Below are 22,127 nucleotides of genomic sequence, written 5' to 3' on the forward strand. Positions count from 1 at the left end.
GGTTCACCGGCAGCCCTCAGCTACTAAAAGTACTTCGTCGACGCTCTGAACCAGCAGCTTTGCAGGTTCATCGGGTCGGCTACCTGCGGCCCATTCGGCAGCTTGAATTGAATCGTGACAGCCATGGTATGCCGGATTTGGGTGAACCAGCAAAAATTGAAGATTGCCTCACAGTCCACTGTGAACGGTCTTATTTTGCCGGGGGCTGGAGTCTGCACCCACAGGTCGCCCGCTTCGCCGTCCACCGAGTAGGAAGCTGAATCGCTCGTCGTGCTGAAGCCTGCGCCCGGACCACCCGCGTCGACACTGATGCTTCCCACCATCACCGAGAACTTCGCTGTGGTGGAGAGTTTTAACTTTATATTTTTGACTAGGTTCGCGTTCGCGGCCTTGAAGGCGGGCGTCATCTTGACCCAACTCCAGCCTTGAAGCTCCTCGACTCGCATGCTTGTCGGGCCGCCCAGCGTGTAATTGTGCGATCCGAAATAACGCAGAACCCCTCCGGACTCGAAACTGAAGCCAGACATGATGTCCTGCTTGCCGTAGGTGTCGAAACGGCAGACGTCCTGACCAAAGTCACACTGGAGATCGTAGCCGTAGACGGTCTCGCCGTTCTTTCCCTTACCGCAGAAATTACTGGAGGACGCGGCGCCGGCTATGCCTCGAGGCCGGGCCCGTAAGGTCACGCAGCCGTATCCCCCAGCCGTCGTCCTCCTGGTCGGCTGCGGTGATGGTGAGGTGCGGGGCGAGGGCGGCGAGGTGCAGGGCGAAGCCGCGGTCGAGCGCACCAGCCGGTTCGCGTGGATCGAGCCGGCTGGTGCTCTTGACGTCGGTGTCCGCGTACGGCGGCCAGCTCTCGACCCGCTGGGAGCGGAGCATCATGAAGCCGCAGTCGCCGTGGAACCGTCCGACGGCGACGCCGTCGTCCAGGACGTCCAGCCGCAGCTGGTAGCCCCACTGGCCGGGCATCGGCATCCACGGAAGCACGATGGAGCCGCCGGGCCGGGTCTGTTCGATCCACTCGTAGGGCACGTTGCGCACGCCGCACGTGACGTGCATCCGGTCGTACGGAGCGCCGTCGGGAGCTCCGCGGGTGCCGTCGCCGATGAGCAGGGTGGGGAGGTAGCCGGCGGCCTTGTAGTTGGCGCTGGCCCGAGCGGCGACGTACTCGTCGATCTCTACTGTTGTCACCTGGTCGTCGCCGAGCCGCCAGGCCAGAAGGGCATCGGTCCATCCGCTGCCCGCGCCGATCCCGAGCACTTGGTGGTGGGATGCGATGTCGAGCAGGTCGAGCATCTCGGCGACGACGTGCGGCGACGACAGAGACGACGTGGGATAGGCGTGGGTGTCGGCGACATCGGCCAGGCCGTCGTTCCGCTGGGTGATGATCGCCGTGTTGCTGTAGACGGCACGCCACCAGCCGTCCGGGTCGGTGTCGAGGTCGATCAGATGGTCGGGCCGACCGCCCTGCGGTTGGGCCCACGCGCGCTCGGGACGAACAGGTGCCGTGGGACCGCCTCGAAGGCTCGCAGCCACACGCGGTGGCGTGCCGTGCCCGGGTCGAGCACCCCGGAGCTGGTGAGGTAGGCGGTCAGATCCGACGGCCCGTACGTGTCGACGGTCATGGCGCGATCACCTTGTCCTCCTCGGGCGGCGGCGGGGGCGGATCCCCGCCGGGAGGTTGGCAGCCGAGCGCCGGGTCGCACCCGGGCCGGCACTTCGGCTCGCACTGGCCGTCCCCGTCGGGCGGGCAGGGCGGCATCATGAGCGGGCGCACCCCGGCCTCGCGTGCGAGGCGGCCGACGTCAGCGTACAAGTCGTGCAGGGCGTGCTGCCGGATGTCTCCTGCCTTCAGCCAGCGGCCGAGGGGGCAGGCGGCGACGCTGCCGTCCGGCAGGATCGCGGCGACGCCGTCGCCGCACCGGCCGCACAGCTCGCCGACGTCGCACACACCGGCGCCGGCCCGGCCGAGGGCGCGCACGCGGTCCAAGCCCATGTTGGTGACGCCGAGCTCGGTCAGTTCCGCCTGGGCCTGGGGGACTGCGCTGGTCGTCGCCGAGGTCGATGAGGCCGACTCGGATCGGGATGTCCTTGGCGATGGCTGTGGCGATGTTGCGCCGCGTGCGGGCCAGCGCGCGACGGCCCGTGATCATCAGGTGCTGGGCCGGGTCATCGGAGTAGTAGCTGGTCGCCAGGCGGACGCCGGGCTGCGCGAACACCTCCCACATGGCCGCGGTGAAGTGCACGAGGTTCGAGTACACCTCGACCTCGATCTTGAGGGCCCGAGCGTGCGCGATCAGGCCGGGCAGCCCGGCGTACAGCGTGGGCTCGCCGCCGATCGTCTGCACCATGCTGACGCCGAGCTCGGCTGCCTGGTCGATGGCGTCGATCCAGTCGCCGTAGGTCATCGAGCCGTCGGTGCCGTGCACGCCGGACTCGTTGTAGCAATGGATGCATGCCAACTGGCAGCGGTTGGTCACTTCCAGCCAGAGCATGCCTAGCTTGCGAGGTGCCGCTGGTGGGCTCTCGGGGGGTGCGGTCGTCATCGTGATGATCTTTCTGTCGGTGGGGGCCGCAGGAAGAGCGCGGCGGCGAGTGTCCTCGGGCTCGCCGCCGCGCTGGCCTGGCCGGGTTCGTGCGTTGTGCGCTCCCGGTCAGGGGTGTGGGCTCCGCCCGTTTACCCGTACGGGGCGGGGCCGCCGGCAGGGCCTGGGTGGGGCTGCCGGTTGGGGTGGCCAGCGCGTGGGGACGCCACGGGCCACCGCCCGCCCCGGCACCGTTTCGCAGGCGCCGGGACGGGACGCTTCATGTGCCCCAGCGCCGGGGCCGTGCCTGGATGATCAATTGCGCCTGCTCGGCCAGGGCGGCGCACATCTCCTGATAGCTGGAGCAGCGGATGACCGGTTCGAGCCCCGCCTGGGCCATCCAGGTGGCGATCGGGCCCCTCCACGTAGCCGTCCACTCGCCGTGCTCGACCGCGTAGCTCCACGCGGGAAAGGTGATACTCAGGATCTTGAGCTGCTCGGCCGCTTCGCCCTGGCCACAGCGCACCGGTTCGGCCGCGTTCATCGCGGGCGTGCTACTGGCCATTGGCGAGCTCCAGGACCTTCACCCCAGTGACGGGGTCGCGACGCATCTGGAGCAGCAGCGGGCCGGGCCGGTACGCGGAGGGGAGGGACTGGGGGTCGAAGTGGACGATCTGAATCGCCCCAGAAGCTCCAGGTGCCAGCTGGCCGAGGGCGGTGCTCAGCAGTTCGGTGGCGCGGTCTGGCGCCTCGGTGACGCCTCCGGCCCCGCGGCCTTCGCCATCGCGGGCAGCCCAGGAGTACAAAGGAGGCCATGTGGCGGCAGCCTCAGGAGAGGGCGGCATGTCGGGACTCCGACGACTATCGTGATCCATGGGTCAGGACCTCGTTCCTGATCAAGTCCCTGGGCCGGCGGTGACGTCGCTTGGCCCGGGGGCGCCATGAGCGGCGCATGCCACGACCGGCCAGGTCCGGCCGCGGCAGTCCTCTACGGTTCCGGCGGGCTGAAGGGACCGGTTGACGGCACCGCAGTGGACGCATGCCATCCCGTGCAGCCGCGCAATGCTGATGCTGTGCGCGGCCGGCAGGATGGTCGTGCTGGACACTGCGTGCTCTGTCATCTCGATCTCTCTGACCGTCGGGTTGACAGTCAGATCGTGGCCCCCGAGGCAGGGCACAAGTGACCCAGTGTGGGTCACCTGGGTCAGGTGGCCTGGCACCACTCCGCGAAGTGCGTTAGAGACTCAGCGTCGGCCCGCTTCAGACGGCGCAGGGTGGCGGCGTCCTCGCGGCACCCAGCGGTGATCGCGGGTGTGCTGTGGCGCGATCCGCCTGGCTACCTTCAGGCTCTCGAATGCGTCATCTGGCAGCCCTGACCACAGCTGGGCGCGGGCCAGCTCGATGTAGAAGCCGCTGCGCCGCTCGGCCGGCAGCTCCGGTGGCGGCGCCCACTCCCGCGCGACCTCCAGGGCGCGGTGCACGTGATCGCCTCCGAGGCTGACCGCGACGGACACCTCGTGGATGCGGACGCTGCTCGGTCCGAACGCTGTGCCGGCGTAGATGGCCTCGGGCACCTGGTCGCCCAACCGTCGCGCGTCGGCGAGGTGCGTCTCGGCCGCGTCGGAGTTGCCGGCCCGGCCCGCGATGACCGCTGCTCGCATGTGCAGAGCGCCCCGGGCTGCCACGGCCGCTGGGTCGATGGCAGGCGCCGCGGCATCGAGAGCGCGTTCCAGCGCGCGCAGCCCAGGCTCGTGCGCGTAGGCGGCGAAGAAGGTCTCGGTGCGGACGTATGCGACGCTGGCGTCGAGGAGGCGGCTGTCTGCCTGCGGGGCCACCCACCGCATCAGCTCGATGAGCCGGGCGCTCAGGTCGAGGGCGCCGAACTTGTAGGCGACAGCATCGGCGCTCCGGAGAGCGGAGGCGACCAGTCTGGCCAGTTCCGGCTGTTGCTGCGGCGGGGCGGCCTGCAGCGCGCGGAACAGCTCAACGAGCAGGTCGGGCGCGTGCCGGGTGATCTGCACGTACTGCGAGGCGAGCCGCAAGGTCGCCGCTTGGGCCACAGCCTCCTGAAGGAGCGGCAGGGCCCGGACGGGGCCGTCGTCAGGCACGTCGTAGGCGGCGATCGCCGCCGACAGGGTGTGGATCGCGGCCCGGACCTGGGAACTGGCTTGCGCCCGATCGGCCAGCAGCAGCGATGGGTCGATGCCCAGCACCGCGGCGATGGCTTCGAGGACGCCGTCGCCGGCGCCGCGCGCCCCGCGTTCAATCTTGCGCAGCGTGCCGACGTGGATCGCTGCCGCGTCGGCCAGCTGCTGCTGGGTGAGCCGGGCGACGCTGCGGTGGTAGGCGATGCGCCGGCCGATTCCGCCGTGGGGGGCTGCAGGCATTGGGGGCTCCAGTGCGAGGCGTTATCTCGGACTGTAGTGGCCTGGTGACAGCTCCGCCCAGGGTTAGAGCGTGATGGTTGCCAGCTCGGCCAGTGTGCTGATCCGCCAGTCGGCCGCCGCGGCTTCTGGCGAGTCTGCCCAGAGGTGTCCGAGGGGGCCGCGACGGATGTGGGCGGTCCGGAACCCGGCCGCCTGAGCGGGAGTGATGTCATTGGCAGGGTGGTCGCCGACGTAGATGATCCGGTCGGGCGTGGACTCGGCGAAGTTGGCCAGCCGGGTGAAGAAGTCGGGGGTGGGTTTGGCGACGCCCCACTCGCCCGAGGTCGCGACGGAGGCCACGGGCAGGCGCAGGGCGCGGAGCAGCTCGGCCACGCGTGCCGTCTGGTTCCCGGCGATGAGGACCTGGTGGCCGGCCTCCTGCAGTGCGGTGAGTGCGGGTCGGACGTCGGGGTACAAGTCCTCCTCCTCGATGCGCTCGCCGAGCCCGGCAGCTTCGCGCGCGTCGTACTCGGCCGCCAGGTCGATCCCGGGCTTGAGCAGGCGGAGGGCGTCGGCGTTGTCGCGGCCCTGGGCGACGACGGCGCCGACGAGCGCGGACAGCGTGTGGCGGGGGACGTCGAGCCAGTCAGCCCACGAGCCCCAGTACCGGTCGTCGCGGACGATGGTTTCGCCGATGTCGAGGGCAAAGGTCAGCACGGACGTGAGCCTACGAGATGCCGGTAGTCCCAGTGCCGCACGGCCAGTCGCGCGCCTGGGACGGGTCTGCGAGCTGGCCGTACGGCGGTTCCGGACGTATAAGACGATCAGTATGAACTAGAGGTATGCATTTTTTCTACAGGGGATGAAGATTCTTCTACCCTCCGGTGTCCGAGGGGCCGGACGAGCGCCGCGTCAGCCCTTGGAGCCGGGCGCCTGATGCCTCGGGCCTTCGGGTCAGCTCGCTCGCCTGTTCGGCGCGCCAGCGGCCTCCAGGCGTACCCGGCGCCGCTCCCGCAGTGAGACTACGCCGAGACGCTTCCGCTGCTCGGCGAGCAGGGCCATGCCCTTGCGCATCAGCTCGTGGACGGACTGCTTCGTGATGCCGAGGATCCCGGCGATGTGGTTGATGGAGTAGTCGCCGCCCTCCTGGGCCGCGCTGCCCGCCCTGGCGATCGCCCGGAGCTTGGTCTCGCGCAGCGCGGCCTGGAGCTCGTCGATGTAGACCAGGTTGGCCGGATCGGACGCGGCGTGATTCTCCACGGTGCGGAAGAACCGGATGAGGTTGGCGGTGAGCTGCTCGGGCTCGGTCACGTGCTCGCGGCGGCCCATCAGAGCTCACCGCCCAGCATGAGCTCCGAGGACCGGCCGGCGGGGAGATCGAGCACTTCGGCGACCTCCGCGGCGGCCTGGCGCTCGGCTTGATCGAGGTAAGTGCGTTCGGAGCAGTCGGGACAGCCGCACCCGGGCCCGGGGTGCGTCGAGGTCAGGCTTGCGAGGGGCGAGCGGGCACCGGGGGCGGCCGCCCGGACGGCGTCCCAGTCGATCTCTGGGGCGGCGAGCAGCGCGTCCAGGTCACCCGTCCGGTAGAGGCAGACGCTGGCCCGGGAACGGCTGTCCCATGGGCCGCGCACGCGCTCGGCCGGCGCGAGAAGTCCGGCACGCACGAGGTGGTCGACATCGCTCCGGCGCACCTTCAGGTAGCTGGCGACATCGTCTGTGGTCCGCAGCTTCCCCTGGCGGGTCGCGGCCTCGACCGCGGCCTGGTCGCTGAATGTCTCCAGCGTCCGACCACAAAACAGGTCGTGGCCCTTGTAATCGCCGACCACGGGCAACAACCCCTGCCGCGCCAGCTCGCTGATCGTGTCCGCAGTGATGTTGACGTCGGGGAAACGGTCGGCCAGAGCCTTGGCAGCGCGATGCGCGCCCACGTCCGGAACGCCCCCGATCCCCGCGACGATCTCAGGCAGACGGGTGCGCGCCTCCTCCACCACGGCGGCAGGCCAACCGCGCCCGTCGCGGTTGGTGATGAGCCCGGCCTCGACGGCGCGGTCGAGCTGCCACTGCTCCAGGCCGAGCTCCCGGCACACCTGGATCGGGCCGTAGAACGTCTCGGCCATTACTGCACCACTCCCGCGTACCGGGCGCCATACGTCTTGGCGACGCTGCGCGCGACGTCCTCGACGTCGAGGATCGGCAGGTCAGCCTCCACTGCGCACACCTTGCCGCGGCGGCGTCGTGGCACTCGATGACGGCTCGCTGTCCGGCGGCGTCCGGCCTGTTGATTTCCCGGGCGGTGGTTGCGTCGAGCGTCTCGACGATGATGCAGTGGCCCGTCGGGTCGGGGGCCGCCTCCTCGCCGTCGAGCGCCGTGGCGGTGGCCTCCAGCGTCTTGGCGACGTCGGCGCGCCCGGTGTCCTGGTCCCACCATGTGAAGGCCGTCAGCGGACTCTCGGTCGGGGTTAGCGACAGGCGGTCCACGACGGCGCGGACCGCACGCATGGGCAGGCCGTCCCTCGCCTCTCCAGCAGGCACGAGCTGGGCAACGGTAGCCAGTATCGCGTTTCCGGCACGGAGCTCGTCCCCGGACCGGATGAGGACGGCGGCCCCGCGGAGGATGGTGGGCCGGAGGTCAGGTTGAACCTGACCCTGTATCACCTGGGAGAGTTCCCGCAGGACTCCGTGCAGGCTGGCATGCGGGAACTCGCCACGCGGCCACTCAGCCGCGCGGACCTCCAGCCAGCCGCGCGGGTCGTCCATGTCGAATCGGACTGTGAAGCCGGCGACGTGGACGCGGGTCTCGGGGGAGCGGTCGAGTACGGCGAGCAGCGCGGCGCGCTGGCTCCCGGTGATACGGATGCGGAGCTGCGGCATGGGGCCGTCCAGAGGGTGGGGTGCGCTCATCATTGCGGCCGCCTCTTCGCCTGGTCGATGGCGGCCTTGGCCTCGCCGATGAGGCGAAGGGCCCGCAGTCGGGCGGCAGCCTGCTCGCCGGTGAGGGTGGTGGGCTGCCAGTCGGAGTTGAGCCAGTCCCGGGCGTCGCTGAGGTGGGCGCGGACCTTGGTGAGCATCTCCAGGTAGGTGGGGATCGGGGGCATCGGATGCCTCTCTCGCCATTGGGTGTTGGTGTTATTGAGACATTCAGTTGGCTGACCGCGCTGCCGCGCACCATCGGCTCCATCCTGTACCGCCTGCCGAGGGCGGACGTCTCAGCCGAACGCCTGACCAGCCTCCTCGCCCCCCACCAGAACACCCCCGACCTGACCCACCCCCACCCCCTCCCCCTCCACCCCACCCCAGCCCCGGACGGCCCGCCCACGACCCGCCTCCCGGCCGCGCCGACGACGCTGGAGGTGCGGGGGTTGAGCGTGCGGCACCCCGGTGGGCGCGGGGTGCACGACGTGGACCTGACGCTGCGGCGCGGCACGTTCACCGTCGTCACCGGGGCCGTCGGCGCGGGCAAGACCACGCTGGTGCGCGCCCTGCTGGGCCTGCTGCCCCTGGACGCCGGGACGATCACCTGGAACGGCCGCCCGCTGCCCGACCCCGGCGCGTTCCTGGTGCCCGGACGGGCGGCGTACGCGAGCCAGATCCCGCGCCTGTTCTCGGAGACCCTGCGCGAGAACCTGCTCCTCGGCCTGCCCGCGGGCGACGAAGCCCTGGCCCGTGCCCTGGAACTGGCCGCCGTCGAGGACGACCTGGCCGCCATGCCGGACGGCCTGGAGACCGTCGTCGGCCCCCGGGGCGTGCGCCTGTCGGGCGGCCAGGTGCAGCGCGCCACCGCCGCCCGCGCCCTGGTCCGCGCCCCGGACCTGCTCGTCGTGGACGACGTGTCGTCCGCCCTGGACGTCGGGACCGAGAACCTGCTGTGGGAGCGCATCGCCCGGCACGGCCCCGCCACGCTGCTGGTGGTCTCCTCCCGCCGGGCCGCCCTCGAACGCGCCGACCAGGTGGTCGTCCTCGACCGTGGCCAGGTCGTGGGACGCGGTCCGCTGGAGGAGTTGCTGCGTACGTGTCCCGAGATGCGGAGACTATGGAACGGAGAGCCGATCGAGGAGTGAGGGAACGCATGAGGATCGACCGTCTGGATCATCTGGTGCTGACTGTTGCCGACGTGGAGGTGGCGGTGCGCTTCTACACCACGGTGCTGGGGATGGAGGCGGTGACGTTCGGTGAGGGGCGGCGGGCGCTGGCGTTCGGGCAGAGCAAGATCAACCTGCATGAGGCGGGGCGCGAGTTCGAGCCGAAGGCGGCCCGGCCCGTCCCGGGCAGCGCCGACCTGTGCCTGATCGTCGCCGACCCCGTCGAGACGGTCATGGACGAGCTGGCCCGCCACGGCGTCGGGATCGAGGAGGGCCCGGTGGAGCGCACCGGAGCGCTCGGCCCCATCAGGAGCGTCTACCTGCGGGACCCCGACGGGAACCTGGTCGAGCTCAGCAACTATCTCTGACCGGGCATCATGGATGGTGTGCAAGAGACTGCGACGGCACCTGTGACGTCACCCGTGACGGCGCCCGCGATCGCGTCGCTGGCCGAGCTGGTGGCCGGTGGCGGGGTCGTGGTGCTCAGCGGGGCCGGGCTGTCCACCGAGTCCGGCATTCCCGACTATCGGGGCCCGACCGGGCGGGCGCGGCGCGCCGAGCCGATGACGTACCAGCGCTTCACCGGCAGCGCCGAGGCGCGGCGGCGCTACTGGGCGCGCAGCCACGTCGGCTGGCGGCAGATCGGCCGGGCCGCCCCCAACGCCGGCCACCGCGCGGTGGCCGAGCTGGAGCGGCGTGGGCTGCTGGCCGGCATCGTCACCCAGAACGTCGACGGCCTCCACCAGGCCGCCGGGGCGCGCCGGGTGATCGAGCTGCACGGCGGCCTCGACCGCGTCGTGTGCCTGTCGTGCCGCGAACGTACCCCGCGCGCCGAGCTGGAGCGCCGCCTCAGCGCGGCCAATCCGCGCTGGGCCGCCGAGGGCCGGGTCAACCCCGACGGCGACGCCGCTCTCACCGACGCCCAGGTCGCGGGGTTCCAGGTGGTCGACTGCGTCACCTGCGGGGGCCTGCTGAAGCCCGACGTGATCTTCTTCGGCGAGAACGTGCCGAGGGATCGGGTGGCGGAGTGCTTCGCGCTCGTGGGCGCGGCGCGCTCGCTGCTCGTGCTGGGGTCGTCGCTGGCGATCAGGTCGGGGCTGCGCTTCGTCACCAGGGCGGCCGAGCTCGGGCTGCCCGTCGCCATCGTCAACCAGGGCCCGACCGGAGCCGACGCCGACGCCGCGCTCCTGCTCGACGCCCCGCTCGGGGCTACCCTGACCGAGCTGGCCGCCCGCCTCTGACCCCATGCCCGCACCGGGCGGAGCGCAAGGCGGCGCGGGGGCGGCACAATGGGGGGCATGCCTCCTCGTCCATGCCCCTGCGGTCTGCCCGCGTCCTACGCGGAGTGCTGCGGGAGATACCACCGCGGTGAGGGGTCGGCCCCCACCGCGGAGTCGCTCATGCGGTCCAGGTTCAGCGCGTTCGCCGTGGGCGACGAGGCCTACCTCATGGCCACCTGGCATCCCGCCGACCGCCCGGCCCGCCTCGACCTCGACAGGAAGGTCGCCTGGACGGAGCTGGAGGTGCTGGAGAGCACCGGCGGCAGCCCCGTCCACACCGAGGGCACCGTGCGGTTCCGCGCCCACTTCGTCAACCGGCGGGTGCCGGGCGTGCTCGACGAGCACAGCAGGTTCGTCCGGCTGGACGGCCGCTGGGTCTACGCCGGGGTCGTGGCGAGCGGCCGGTAGTCGCAGTCGTAGCCGAAGTACCGCGGCCCGGCCAGTTCGAGCCCGCCCGGCGAGGTCCAGCGCGGGTCGCAGGGCACGGCGATGACCGTGACCCGCAGGCCGTAGCGCATGGCCTCGGTGGTGACCGGCTCGCCGGAGTCGGTGTCCAGCACGCAGATCAGGTCGGGCGTGGTGGCCACGATCTCGCCGTCCCGGCGGGCCAACAGGTGCTCGTTCTGGAAGCTGAGCTCCAGCGTGCCGGTGCCCTCCAGGCGGGCCTGGCCGCGGGCGAAGCCGCCGGTGGTGCGGCGCTCGACGTCCACGACCTTGCCGGTGAACAGCTTGAGGCCGCCCAGCACGTCCAGGGCCGCCGCCACCGGGTCGGCGTGCCCGGCGCGGGCCAGTCGCACGGCCCGGCCCAGGTCCTCGGCCAGCGTCAGCGTGGCCGGCACCAGACCGTCGCGCAGCTGGTCGCCGCGCATGACGGTGTCGGCGCAGGAGACCTGGCAGCCCATCTGCACGCACGCCGCCCTGGCCAGGCGCTCGGCCCACACGTTGGACACCGTCTCCAGCACCAGCGTGTTGCCCTTGTCGTCGGCCAGCGCCATCGGCGTGTTCGGCACGCCGATCAGCGTCGGCAGCACCATCTGGGCCTCGGGGAAGGCGCGGCCCATCGCGTCGCCGTCCACGATCGGCAGGCCCGCCTGGGCGGCGGCGGCGATCGGGATCATCGAGTTCACGCCGCCGACCTCGATCGGCACGATGTGCGTGGCCGGACGGCCGAGCACCGCCTCCAGGGCGCGCAGCGCGGTCAGCTCCTCGGTGCCCGCCGGCAGCTTCTCCAGCAGCACGGTCGGCGCCCCCATGCCGGAGACCGCCACGACGGTCGCGTCCGCGGGCACCTCGTCGATGGCCACCAGCGGCACGGGACCGTGCCTGCGGATGGCCTCGCGGGCCAGCAGCTTGCCCACGTACGGGTCGCCGCCGCCGCCGGTGCCGAGGATCCCGGCGCCGCGCGCCATGTCGTCCAGCCGGTCGATTCCGATCTCACGCATCGATCTTCTCCAGGTCCAGGTCGCCGACGGCCTTCACCCTGATCCGGGTGGCGTCGCCGGGCAGGTAGGCGAGCGGCAGCTCCTCCACGTCCACGATCCGCACGCTGCCCGCGCGGGCGCCGCCGCGCTCGGCGCGGATGATCGCCTCGCTCTTGGCCTCCTCCAGGATGCGCTCGCGGGGGCCGGAGAAGACCCGGTCCACCTCGCCGCCGACCTGGGCGATGGCCGCGCCGACCGCGTTGGCCACCTCGAAGTGCGCCGGGCGGCGCACGTCGTCGAAGCCGGGCAGCTCCTGGATGAGCACGCTGCCGCCGCCCACCAGCACGACGGGCAGAGGCGCGGACGAGGTGCGCATGCGGTCGACCGCCTCCGAGACGCGCTCGGCGATGAGCTTGAGCGGACGCTGCGGGTCGACGTGCGCGACCCTGTCGCGGTCGCCGATGTCGGCCAGCCCGGCGGCCACGGCCAGGTCGGTGGCGGTCAGCGTGCCGCCGCCGAACACCAGCGCCTCCTCGGTCAGCCGGTAGCCGACGCTGCGCGGGCCGGTGGTGCCGTCCTCGGCGACCAGCGAGCCGCCGCCGATGCCGATCGACAACACGTCGGGGATGCGGAAGTTGGTGCGCACCTCGGCGACCAGCGCCTCGCCGGCGGCCTCGCGCGGGAACCCGCCGACCAGGATGCCCACGTCGGACGTGGTGCCGCCGATGTCCACCACCGCGCAGTCGGTCAGCCCCGACAGGTACGCCGCGCCGCGCATCGAGTTCGTCGGCCCCGACGCGAAGGTGGCCACCGGGTAGCGGCGGGCCTGGTCCACGTCCATGAGGGTGCCGTCGTTCTGGGACAGGAACAGCGGCGCGTCGATCCCGGCCACCCGCAGCGCCTCGCCGAAGGCGGCCACGGTCCGGCCGGCCAGCGGGCGCAGGGCGGCGTTCACGATCGTGGCGTTCTCCCTGGCCAGCAGGCCGACCCGGCCGATCTCGCAGGACAGCGACAGGTGCACCTCGGGGCCCAGCTCGGCGGCCAGGATCCGCGCGGCCTCGTGCTCGTCGGCGTCGCTGACCGGGGAGAACACCGAGGAGATCGCGACCGTGCGCAGGCCGCGCCGCCTGATGTCGGCGGCGACGCCGCGCAGCTCGTCCGGGTCGAGGGGGGAGATGGGGGCGCCGTCGTACTCGCAGCCGCCGTGGCACAGGTAGACCGCGCCCTCGACCGCCTGGCGCAGGCGGTCGGGCCAGTCCACCAGCGGCGGCAGCGCGGCCGTGGCGGGCAGGCCGAGCCGGACGGCCGCGACCGGCTCCAGCCGGGCGGCCTCCACCAGGGCGTTGACGAAGTGGGTGGTGCCGATCATCACCGCGGACACCCGGGTGGCGCCCAGGCCGGCCAGGGCGGCGGCGACGCCGCCCGTGACGTCCGCGGTGGTGGGGGACTTGACGGTGGCCAGCACCTGGCCGTCGTCGCCGATGAGGGCGGCGTCGGTGTTGGTGCCGCCCACGTCGATGCCGATACGCATGAAGGAGGACTCTCTTCTCGGACGGTGAGCGCGGGCCGTGCGGCTCTCGGACGGTGAGCGCGGGCCGTAGCGACTCTCAGACGGTGAGCGCGGGCCGCTCGACGGGGACCTCGCGGGTGCCGCGGACCAGGCCGAGCCGGCCCGCGACGACGTAGCCCAGGCCCGCGAGGATGAGGGAGTTCAGGGCGGGGATGCCGATCCACTGGTAGTGGTCGCTGAGCCAGCCGACCAGCGCGGCGGCGGCCCAGATGACCAGCGTGGCGGGCACCCACGTCGGCTCGGTCTCGGGCAGCGTGCCGGTGGCGCGGGAGGCGTCCAGCACCGGGCGCCAGCGGCGCACCACGAAGTACTCGGCGACCATGATCCCGGCCACGGGCGGCGTGATGACGCCGAGGATCAGCAGGAAGTCGGTGAAGCGCTCCAGGATCCCGGCGGCGGCCAGCACGCTGCCCAGGACGCCGATGCCGATGGTGACGGCGACCCGGTTCAGCCGCACCCCGACCGTGGACTCCACGGCGTTGAGCAGGCCGAGCGCGGCGGAGTACAGGTTCCAGTTGTTGATCTTCACGGTGGCCGAGATGAGGACGATGACGCCGATCACGCCGGAGGAGGCCGTGATGATCGCGATCACGTCCGAGGACTTGACCGCGTAGGCCAGCAGCACGCCGGCCAGGCCGAGCACGTACTCGCCGAGGGAGATGCCGACGAGGGTCTGCTTGACGACGTCGCCGGTGTTGCGGTTGAACCTGGTCATGTCGGGCGTGGTCACCGCGCCGATGATGTAGGAGCCGGCCACGATGGTGGCGCCGGTCGCGATGCTGATCGGCTCGCCGAACGGCGGCGACGCCACCAGCGACCCCAGGTCATGTCGCGAAATTTCCACCCACATCGCCCAGCCGGCCAGGCCGAGGAACGCCGGCACGGTGATGAACGCCGTCATCCCCATCGCCTTGAACCCCCGGATGACCAGCAGCGTCACGCCGATGCCGGCGATCATGGCCCACGCCCAGAGCGGCAGCCAGGACATGATCGAGTGCAGGCCCGACGCGAAGACCGCGGTCTGCACGCCGAACCAGCCGAACAGGCTCAGGGCGATGATCACGCCGATGATCGTGGAGCCGTACCGGCCGAAGCCGGTCCAGCGGGCCAGCATGGAGGTGGACAGGCCCTCGCGCATCCCGGCGATGCCGACGAAGATGCACACCACCTCCAGGATCACCGAGCCCAGCGTGAACGCCCAGAACGCCCCCCAGAACGACAGCCCGGCGCCGAGCGTGGCGCCCAGCAGGAACTGCGTCAGGTCGGAGAGCTGGCCGAACCGCTGCACGGCCACGTTGAACCAGGAGTAGCGGGCGGCCTGCGGCACCCGCTCCAGGGGGTAGTCGGAGTCGGTCATGGTGGTCTTCCTTCGCGTCGGGGGGTCGTGTACGGGGGCTGTCAGAGGAGCGGGCGGTCAGAGGAGCGGGCGGTCAGAGGAGCGGACGATCGGAGAAGCGGGCGGTCACAGGAGCGAGGGCGGCCCGGCGGCGCGGGCGCGCAGCCGGACGAACGGGCCGGGCAGGTACGCGAGCGGGATCTCCTCCACGCCGATGACCCGCACCCGCCGCGGATCGGCCCCCGCGCGGACGGCCGCCGCCCTGGCCTCCTCGGCGACGGGTTCGAGCGCCGCCGCCAGCGCCGAGCGGTCGGGCAGGCGCACGATGCGCTCGTACTGGCCGCCGACCGGGCTGACCGCCGCGCCGATGGCGCCGGCCGCCGGCCCATGCGCGGGATGCAGCCCCTCCGGCACGGCGTGCTCACCGCCGCCCACGACCACGAGCGGCAGCAGCCCGGCGCCGGGCTGCAGCCGGTCCACGGCCTCGGCCAGCTCGGTCGGGTCGACCGGCCGCGGCACCCTGATCAGCCCGGGGATGCGCAGCCCGACGGGCACGCCGCCGATGTCCGCGCCGCCCACGGCCTCCTCCGGATAACCGCCGGCCAGCACGCCGACCCGGACGCGGGTGGCGCCCACGTCGGCGACCACCGCGTCACCGAGCCCGGTCAGGGCGCCGGCGCCGCGCAGCACGCTCGCCGGGCCGCTGCCCAGGCTGAGCCCGGGATGGCGGGCCAGGTGCTCCAGGCTCATCAGCGTGCCGTCGCCGCGGGTCACGAACACCGCCGCCCCCGGGCACAGGCCCGCCAGCGCGGTGGCCAGCCCGCCGGAGACCGCGCCCGCGAACCCCGACAGGGCGGCGTCCAGCACGGTCGCGTTCTCGCGTTCCAGCAGGCCGAGCGAGCCGAGGTCGGCCGACAGCGCGATCGGCACGCCCTCGCCCAGCTCCGCCCGGACGATCTCGGCGGCCTCGCGCTCCTGCTCGCCGTCCAGAGGCGAGAACAGGCCCGCGACGGCGACGGCCTGCGCGGTGCCGGCCACCTGCGCGGCGAAGCGGGCCACGGCGTCGCGGTCGAGGGGCGTGCGGTCCTCGCGGTCGAGACCGCCGCCGCCGTCCACGACGGCGGTGCCGGCGTTCACCGCGGCGCGCAGGTCGGGCGGCCAGCCGGACAGCGGGCGCACCGCGGTCGCCGACACGCCCGCGATGCGCAGCACGGCCACCTTGCGCAGCCCCGATCGCCTGGTCACGGCCGTGGCGGCGCCGCGCAGGCCGACGGCGACCTGGGCCGGCTCGCCGTCCATCGGCAGGCGTGCCAGCGCGTTGCGCACGCAGGCCACCGGGTCGCCGGGGATCGACGCGATCTTGACGGTGGCCAGCACGCTGCCGTCGTCGGCGAGGACGGCCGCGTCGGTGTTGGTCGGCCCGACGTCCACCCCGGCCCTCACGTCCCCGCCTCCCGCCCGGCTGGGGAAGGCCCGGTGGACCCGGTGGGGGAGGGGCTGAAGGCCGTGCCCGCCGGGGTTTCCCGCGTCGCGGTGGCGGGGGGCGCCTGCGGTGGGGGAGGGGTGGCAAGGCCGGTGAGACCGAACGCGGCGGGCCCGGCCAGCCGCAGCCCTTCGGGGGTGTGCCAGACCGGGTCGCACGGGACGCGCACCACGCTCACCCGCAGCCCGTACCGGACCTGCTCGGCCTGCACGACCTCGCCCGTGCGCGTGTCCAGCATCGCGATCACGTCGGGCACCACGGCCAGCGGCACGCCGTCCTCGACGACGGCCAGGAACTCGCTGCCCGCCTGGACGCGGACCAGCCGCCCCTGGTCGTACCCGAGCCCTTCGACCAGGATCGACCCGGCCGTCTCGGCGACCTTGCCGGTGATCAGCGGATCGGGCAGCCGCGTCCCGAGGCGCACGGCCCGGGTGACCGAGCCGAGCGCGGTGGCGCCGGCCACCTGGTCGCCGCGCATGATGTACTCGCTGGTCGCGACCTGGCCGCCGAACGCCTCCAGCGACGCCCGTACCAGCCGTTCCAGCCAGCCGCCGGTCACACGGTCGACGACGACGGTCCGGCCGCGCTCGTCGCACAGCACGGCGGGGGTGGGCGCGATGCCGCGCAGCTGCATCACCGTCTGGTCCATGCGGGGGAAGGCGCGGCTCATCCCGTCGGCGTCCACCAGCGGCAGGCCGACCCGGGCCGCCCAGGCCACCGCCAGGCAGCCGTTCGCGCCGCCGATCTCGCTGGCCAGCACCGCGCCGACAGGCGCGCCGTACAGCTCCTCGATCTTGTCGCGCAGGTAGACGGGCTCGTCGGTGCCGCCGACGCGCTCGGACATGACGGCCGAGGAGCCCGCCGTGCCCACGGGCATGACCAGCAGCTCGGGGTCCAGCTCGGCGGGCTGCACGACGCGTACCGGCCCGTGGTCCTCCAGCGCCTGCAGCGCCGCGGCGCGGGCGATGGTCACGGGGCCGCCGCCGCCCGAGCCCAGCACGGCGCAGCCGCGGGCGAAGGCGGGCAGCAGCCCGGTGTCGATGTCCATGCTGTCGAGGTTACGAAGCCGCAGGTCAAGGCAGATGTTCCCGCCGCACCTTTTTGCCGGGCTTCGTGTGCCGATGGCACACTGATGGCATGTTCCTGCTGGAAGAGCTGCGTCCGCTGGCCGGGCCAGGGGTGCCGGCGGCGGCCTCGGGCGTGCGCCTGGTGGAGGACCTGGGCCGGATCGCGGGCCAGCCGCCGGGGTCGGTGCTGGTCCTGACGGTCGCGGCCTCCCGGCAGGCGGCCGGCTACCGGCTCGACGTCGCGCTGCGCGACGCCGCCGCGGCCGGCGCCGTGGCGCTCGTGCTCACCGCGGAGTCCGCGCAGGCCCTGGAGGCCCTGGGGGCCGCGGTCGACCGGAGCGCCGCCGCGCTGGCCGAGCGGGGCGGGGTCGCGCTGCTGGCGGCCGCCGGCGGCGACTTGGCGGAGCTGGTGGTGGCCGTCGACCGGGCCATCGCGGGCGACGCCGCCGAGGCGCTGGTCCGTACGGCGGGCGCCGCCGAGGCCGTGGCGGGGGCGGGCGGCGTGCCCGAGCGCATCGCCGAGGCGGCCGGCGCGGCTCTCGGCCGTCCCGTCCGGGCCGACGGCGGCGCGTTCACCGCCCAGCCCGGCGGGCCGGTCGGCACGCACTTCGACCGGGCCGCCGGGATCGTGCTCAGGGTCGCCGCCCTGGCCGCCGCCGCGGGCCCGTCCGACGAACTGCCCGGACGGTCCCGCGCCCAGCTCCTCACCGAGCTGCTGGTCGCCCCCGAGAACCAGGCCCAGGAGCTGGCCCCCCGCGCCAGGGCCCTCGGCCTGCCGATCGACGACTGGCACGTCGTCCTGCGCCTGGAACCCGCGAAGGACCCCGCGAAGACCCCGAACGCCGCCGCGGACGGCCCGGCCGACGGCGGCCAGGAGCGGTACGCCCTGCTGGAGACCGCCGCCTCGCGGGCCGTGCGCGCGGCCCGCGAGCTGGGCGGCGCCGCCTGGAACGCCGCGCTCGCCGGCGACGCGCTGATCGTGGTCCGCAGCCAGCGGCGCGACCAGGGCAGGGCGGGCCTGCGCGAGGCGGTGCGCGACGCCGCCCGCCTGCTCGAACGGGTCCGCCCGGCGGGCGCCGAGCTGCGTTGCGGGGTCAGCACCGCCCACCAGGGCCTGGTCGGCCTACGCACCTCCGCCTCCGAGGCGCGTACGGCGCTGCGCCGCAGCACCCTGCCGCTGGCCACCTACGACCTGGCCGGCCTCGACCGCATGCTGGAGGAGTGGTACGCCTCCGACGCCGCCCAGCACGCCGTCCGGGAGCTGCTGCAACCGATCCTCGACCTCGGCGGCGAGCGGACCGCCCACCTCCTGGCCATCCTGCGCGCCTACCTCGACCACAACGGCTCGCCCGCCCGCGCCGCCGAGGAACTGCACCTGCACCGCAACGCCGTCAGCAGGAACGTGCGCCGCATCGAGACCCTGCTCCAGGCCGACCTCGCCGACCCGCGGCAACGCCTGGCACTCCAGCTGGCCTGCCGGGCGGCCTCCTCCCGCTGAAGGACGGCCCTGCGGGACCCGGCTCCCAGCCCGCGTTCGCCCGCCAGGACGAGGAAACCCGCCGGCCGGCTCCCTAGATTCGGTGGCATGACGAGAGTGCGGCGGCTGGCCGCCTGGTGTGCGGGGCTGGTGCTGCTGGCCGCCTGCGCGGGGCTCGGTTACGAGAGCGCCGTCCGGCGCGGCGACGCCACGCGCTACCCGCCCCCGGGCCGCCTGGTGAACGTCGGCGGCCACCGCCTGCACCTGCGCTGCACGGGATCCGGCGGCCCGGTGGTGGTGCTGGAGGCGGGCCTGGTGGAGTCCAGCGCGAGCTGGGAGGTGGTCCAGCGGCGGTTGTCGGCCGGGCTGCGGGTGTGCTCCTACGACCGGGCCGGCTACGCCTGGAGCGAGGAGGGCCCAGGGCCGCGTACCGCGGGCCGGGCGGCGGGGGAGCTGCGCGCGCTGCTGGCCGCCGCGGGCGAGCCCGGCCCGTACGTCCTGGCCGGGCACTCCTACGGCGGCCAGATCGTCCGCCTGTTCGCCGCCCGGTACCCGGACGTGACGGCGGGCCTGGTGCTGATCGACGCCACCGACGAGGAGGCGGTGGCGGCCATGCGGGTGTCCCGGCCGCTGATGGCCGCCCAGCTCACCGTCAACCAGGCGCTGGCCAGGATCGGCCTGCTCCGGCTGGCCGGGGATCTCCTGGTGCCCGGCGACGCCACGCCGGCGGCGCGCGCCGCCGCCCCCGTCGTCTACGGGCCGGGCAGCATGGCCGCGGCCAGGGCCGAGGCGTGGGCGTCGCTGGACAGCGCGCGGGAGGTCGCCGGGACGGCGGAGGGGCCGGGCGGGCCGCCGATCGTGGTCGTCGTCCCGTCCGGCGGGCCGCGCAGCGTCCTCGACCAGGCCCGGCGGGTGGCCGCCCGGTCCACGCGCGGGCGGGTGGTGGTGGTCGGCACCTCCGAGCACTACGTCCAGTACCGGCAGCCGGATCTGGTCGTCACGGCGATTCGGGACGTCGCCGCCTTCACAAAAAGGTGAAACTGGGTCTTGCCGGTTGGGTCAAGTCGGCTTTCAATGATCGGGATACCGGTGATCCTGGAGGAGCCGATGCGTGGCTTGAGGGCGTCCGCAGTCATCCTGATGATCGTCGTCTCGACGTTCCTCGCCTCCGGGCCGTCGTCGCTGCCGGCGGTGGCGGGGCCGGCCGACCCCGAGCCGGCGTCGCTGGTCACGCTCTCCGTGCCCGACAGGGCCGCGATGGAGCGGCTGGTCGCCTCCGGCGCCGACCTGACCGAGCGGGTCCGTCCGCAGGCCGACGGCAGCGTCCAGGTGGACGCCGTGCTCACCGCCGGCAAGCTCGCCGAGCTGCGGGCGATCGGCGTGGGCCTGGCGTCCGGCACGCCGCCCGCCGCCCGGCAGGCGCCGTCCGCCACCGCCGCGCAGGACCAGATCGTCATCGAACGGGCCGTCTGGTACAAGTCCCGCGACGGGTACTTCCTGTCGGTCGAGGCCAGCAGCAGCGCGGGCGAGACGGCCGCACTCACCGCCACCTGGACGGGCCGCCGCGGCGCCACCGGCCAGGTCGCGATGGTCCCGTACGTGGACGCCGGCGCCTACCTGGGCCACCAGTTCAGCACGCCCGCCCCGGTGCCGGCCGAGCCGCAGCGCGTCACGGTCACCTCGGCGAGCGGCGGCACGGCCGAGGCCCGCGTCCGGGAATGGCCCGACGGGGAGCGCCCCGACCATCGGTCGCCGGGCTACCAGAAGGACTTCGTCACCCAGTACATGCCGCCCGCCCAGCTCAACGAGCGCATCCAGGCGCTGCACCGGCGCTACCCGTCGCTCACCGACGTCATCCCGCTGCCCAACCTCACCAACGGCTACCGCCGCCGCGCCCAGGCGCTGATCGGCACGCCGCCCGGCGCCGCGATCGTGGTCACCTCCGACGCCTACGGCTCCGAGGGCGGCAACGACCTGTCCGTCGAGCTCGTCGCCCCGGGCGCGCCGGACCGGCCGCTCCAGGTGAGCGTGGCCGGCAAGCAGGTGACGGTGAGCCTGGCCACCGACGGCTCCGGCACGCCGGTCAGCACCGCCGCCCAGGTCGTCGCCGCGATCAACGCCGCGCCGGGCACCGGGCTGAAGGCCGCCGTCTACCGCACCGACCCCGGCGCCGGCGTCATGGCCGCGGCCCCCGCCACCCGGCTCACCGACTCGCTCAAGGCGCCCGCCGACGTCTCCCGCAAGCCCATGCGGGTGCTGGCGCTGCGCGTCGGCGTCCACCGCGACGGCTCGCGCACCGGCGTGCTGGCCTACGCCCAGGAGCACGCCAGGGAATGGGTGGCGCCGCTGGTCACCGTCGAGGCCGCCGAGCGGCTGCTGCGCAACTACGCCCGCGACGCGGCCACCCGCAGGCTGCTGCAGCGCACCGACATCTTCATCGTCCCCACCGTCAACCCCGACGGCGCGAACTACAGCTTCTACGACTTCAACGGCCAGCGGAAGAACATGACCAACCACTGCCCGGCCGCCCAGTCCGACCCGGCGCAGCGCAACACCTGGGGCGTGGACGTCAACCGCAACTACGCCGTCGGCTCCCTGTCGGACGGCTATTTCGGCGCCTCGGCCAACTGCCAGAGCGGCACGTACGCCGGTCCGGCCGAGCATTCGGAGCCGGAGAGCCGCAACGTGATGTGGCTGGCCGAGACGTACCGCAACATCCGGTTCGCCATGAACGTGCACAGCTACGGCGGCTACTTCATGTGGCCGCCCGGGGCGTACAAGCTCGACGGCCGCGTGGCGCTGCCCAGGCCGAGCGCCCAGGAGGAGGCCTACTTCACGCGCTCGGCCCGCACGATCGAGCAGGCCATCGCCGCCGAGCGCGGCACGGTCATCTGGCCGCAGCAGACCGGGCCGGTGACCGACGTGCTCTACTCGGCGGCCGGCAACTCCGCCGACGAGCTCTGGTACGAGCACGGCGTCTACGGCTGGGACTTCGAGGTCGGCGCCGACCTGTGGAACCCGGCCGCGCGGACGTGGGAGGGCGTGGGCTTCCAGCCGCCGTTCGAGGAGGGGCACGCCGAGGCGATGGAGTTCGCCGCGGGCCTGATCTCGCTGGTGGGGGTGGCGGCCGACTACCGCAGGCCCTGACCGCCGCGCGGCTCGTGCCCAGGTCATGGCGTTCGCGGGGGCCGGGAATGCCCGCGCGTTGCCCGGGGTTTACATACGGACACCCCGCGCCAGTGACCTGGGCTTTTGCCCATGTTGGGGTGGCTTGCCCGGGGTTTACGGTTCAGGGGTAGATCTTTGCCCGTTTTAGGGTGTTTGGTTTGCGTTTGTCCGTTTCTTGGGTTAGCGTTGTACCTGTTGGCGGGTGAGTGACCCCTTCGGGTCCGCCCCCATTGCGCTCCACGTAGCGACCGATGGCGTTGGTGCCCGGCTACGGCCTTCATGTCTTGTCTGAGTCAAGCGAGCGCATGCCGCCCTGATGATCGATGTCACCAAGGAGACTGCTGATGACTGCTCG

Annotated in this window: 22 protein-coding genes; 7 read left to right on the forward strand and 15 right to left on the reverse strand. The window is 73.1% G+C overall.

Features of this window, described 5'->3' with window-relative positions; all coding sequences use genetic code 11:
* Positions 1 to 23: 23 nt before the first annotated feature.
* The 10 genes from AB0J71_RS31780 to AB0J71_RS31825 all read right to left on the reverse strand — a co-directional run bounded on the left by AB0J71_RS31780 (position 24) and on the right by AB0J71_RS31825 (position 7,986).
* Positions 24 to 686 carry a hypothetical protein gene (locus tag AB0J71_RS31780; protein ID WP_364417417.1) on the reverse strand — a complete coding sequence of 221 codons (663 nt, stop codon included), beginning with the start codon at positions 684 to 686 and terminating at the stop codon, positions 24 to 26.
* Positions 634 to 1,449 carry a methyltransferase gene (locus tag AB0J71_RS31785; protein WP_364417451.1) on the reverse strand — a complete coding sequence of 272 codons (816 nt, stop codon included), beginning with the start codon at positions 1,447 to 1,449 and terminating at the stop codon, positions 634 to 636. Before AB0J71_RS31785 ends, AB0J71_RS31780 begins: the two co-directional genes overlap by 53 nt.
* On the reverse strand, positions 1,446 to 1,625 hold the full coding sequence (locus AB0J71_RS31790) for a hypothetical protein (protein ID WP_364417419.1): 180 nt from the start codon (positions 1,623 to 1,625) through the stop codon (positions 1,446 to 1,448). Before AB0J71_RS31790 ends, AB0J71_RS31785 begins: the two co-directional genes overlap by 4 nt.
* A 180-nt stretch (positions 1,626 to 1,805) precedes the next feature.
* Entirely contained in the window at positions 1,806 to 2,495 is a 690-nt protein-coding gene (locus AB0J71_RS31795; RefSeq protein WP_364417421.1) for a radical SAM protein, read from the reverse strand.
* 310 nt (positions 2,496 to 2,805) lie between these two features.
* Positions 2,806 to 3,069 carry a hypothetical protein gene (locus AB0J71_RS31800; protein WP_364417423.1) on the reverse strand — a complete coding sequence of 88 codons (264 nt, stop codon included), beginning with the start codon at positions 3,067 to 3,069 and terminating at the stop codon, positions 2,806 to 2,808.
* Between the two features lie 700 nt (positions 3,070 to 3,769).
* Positions 3,770 to 4,912 carry a helix-turn-helix transcriptional regulator gene (locus AB0J71_RS31805; protein WP_364417425.1) on the reverse strand — a complete coding sequence of 381 codons (1,143 nt, stop codon included), beginning with the start codon at positions 4,910 to 4,912 and terminating at the stop codon, positions 3,770 to 3,772.
* A 63-nt stretch (positions 4,913 to 4,975) separates the two neighbouring features.
* The gene (locus AB0J71_RS31810; protein WP_364417427.1) at positions 4,976 to 5,608 is read right to left on the reverse strand and encodes an HAD family hydrolase; all 633 of its coding nucleotides are present in this window, start codon (positions 5,606 to 5,608) and stop codon (positions 4,976 to 4,978) included.
* A gap of 237 nt (positions 5,609 to 5,845) precedes the next feature.
* Positions 5,846 to 6,220, reverse strand: coding sequence for a hypothetical protein (locus AB0J71_RS31815; protein ID WP_364417429.1), 375 nt, complete (start codon positions 6,218 to 6,220; stop codon positions 5,846 to 5,848).
* On the reverse strand, positions 6,220 to 7,008 hold the full coding sequence (locus AB0J71_RS31820; protein ID WP_364417431.1) for a hypothetical protein: 789 nt from the start codon (positions 7,006 to 7,008) through the stop codon (positions 6,220 to 6,222). Before AB0J71_RS31820 ends, AB0J71_RS31815 begins: the two co-directional genes overlap by 1 nt.
* Positions 7,009 to 7,791: 783 nt before the next feature.
* Positions 7,792 to 7,986 carry a hypothetical protein gene (locus AB0J71_RS31825; RefSeq protein WP_364417433.1) on the reverse strand — a complete coding sequence of 65 codons (195 nt, stop codon included), beginning with the start codon at positions 7,984 to 7,986 and terminating at the stop codon, positions 7,792 to 7,794.
* 18 nt (positions 7,987 to 8,004) lie between these two features.
* Between AB0J71_RS31825 and AB0J71_RS31830 the strand changes: the two genes are divergently transcribed.
* From AB0J71_RS31830 to AB0J71_RS31845, 4 genes are all read left to right on the forward strand, one after another.
* On the forward strand, positions 8,005 to 8,949 hold the full coding sequence (locus tag AB0J71_RS31830; protein WP_364417435.1) for an ABC transporter ATP-binding protein: 945 nt from the start codon (positions 8,005 to 8,007) through the stop codon (positions 8,947 to 8,949).
* 8 nt (positions 8,950 to 8,957) lie between these two features.
* Positions 8,958 to 9,338: a VOC family protein gene (locus AB0J71_RS31835; protein WP_352327561.1), complete on the forward strand. Its 381-nt coding sequence runs from the start codon at positions 8,958 to 8,960 to the stop codon at positions 9,336 to 9,338.
* A 42-nt stretch (positions 9,339 to 9,380) separates the two neighbouring features.
* Entirely contained in the window at positions 9,381 to 10,211 is an 831-nt protein-coding gene (locus AB0J71_RS31840) for an NAD-dependent protein deacetylase (RefSeq protein WP_364417437.1), read from the forward strand.
* A gap of 159 nt (positions 10,212 to 10,370) precedes the next feature.
* Positions 10,371 to 10,658: a YchJ family metal-binding protein gene (locus AB0J71_RS31845; protein WP_352329658.1), complete on the forward strand. Its 288-nt coding sequence runs from the start codon at positions 10,371 to 10,373 to the stop codon at positions 10,656 to 10,658.
* Here the strand turns inward: AB0J71_RS31845 and AB0J71_RS31850 are convergent.
* From AB0J71_RS31850 to AB0J71_RS31870, 5 genes are all read right to left on the reverse strand, one after another.
* Positions 10,628 to 11,692, reverse strand: a complete 1,065-nt coding sequence (locus AB0J71_RS31850; RefSeq protein ID WP_352329660.1) for a DUF917 domain-containing protein — start codon at positions 11,690 to 11,692, stop codon at positions 10,628 to 10,630. The two genes, AB0J71_RS31845 and AB0J71_RS31850, sit on opposite strands and share 31 nt — an antisense overlap.
* Entirely contained in the window at positions 11,685 to 13,202 is a 1,518-nt protein-coding gene (locus AB0J71_RS31855; protein WP_352329662.1) for a hydantoinase/oxoprolinase family protein, read from the reverse strand. Before AB0J71_RS31855 ends, AB0J71_RS31850 begins: the two co-directional genes overlap by 8 nt.
* 76 nt (positions 13,203 to 13,278) lie before the next feature.
* A complete protein-coding gene (locus AB0J71_RS31860) occupies positions 13,279 to 14,598 on the reverse strand; it encodes a cytosine permease (RefSeq protein ID WP_352329663.1) in 1,320 nt (439 codons plus the stop codon).
* Positions 14,599 to 14,703: 105 nt separating this feature from the next.
* A complete protein-coding gene (locus AB0J71_RS31865; RefSeq protein ID WP_364417439.1) occupies positions 14,704 to 16,020 on the reverse strand; it encodes a hydantoinase/oxoprolinase N-terminal domain-containing protein in 1,317 nt (438 codons plus the stop codon).
* A complete protein-coding gene (locus AB0J71_RS31870; protein WP_352331362.1) occupies positions 16,017 to 17,108 on the reverse strand; it encodes a DUF917 domain-containing protein in 1,092 nt (363 codons plus the stop codon). Before AB0J71_RS31870 ends, AB0J71_RS31865 begins: the two co-directional genes overlap by 4 nt.
* An 89-nt stretch (positions 17,109 to 17,197) precedes the next feature.
* Here AB0J71_RS31870 and AB0J71_RS31875 point away from each other — a divergent pair, with 89 nt between their 5' ends.
* The 3 genes from AB0J71_RS31875 to AB0J71_RS31885 all read left to right on the forward strand — a co-directional run bounded on the left by AB0J71_RS31875 (position 17,198) and on the right by AB0J71_RS31885 (position 21,751).
* Positions 17,198 to 18,625 (forward strand): helix-turn-helix domain-containing protein, encoded by a 1,428-nt coding sequence (locus AB0J71_RS31875; protein WP_364417441.1) that lies wholly within the window; start codon positions 17,198 to 17,200, stop codon positions 18,623 to 18,625.
* A gap of 87 nt (positions 18,626 to 18,712) precedes the next feature.
* Complete coding sequence (locus AB0J71_RS31880) at positions 18,713 to 19,642, forward strand: alpha/beta hydrolase (RefSeq protein ID WP_364417443.1); 930 nt, start codon at positions 18,713 to 18,715, stop codon at positions 19,640 to 19,642.
* Positions 19,643 to 19,720: 78 nt separating this feature from the next.
* On the forward strand, positions 19,721 to 21,751 hold the full coding sequence (locus AB0J71_RS31885) for a M14 family zinc carboxypeptidase (protein ID WP_352330202.1): 2,031 nt from the start codon (positions 19,721 to 19,723) through the stop codon (positions 21,749 to 21,751).
* Positions 21,752 to 22,127 lie beyond the last annotated feature (376 nt).

The organism is Nonomuraea sp. NPDC049637, from assembly GCF_040675235.1.
GTDB lineage: Bacteria > Actinomycetota > Actinomycetes > Streptosporangiales > Streptosporangiaceae > Nonomuraea.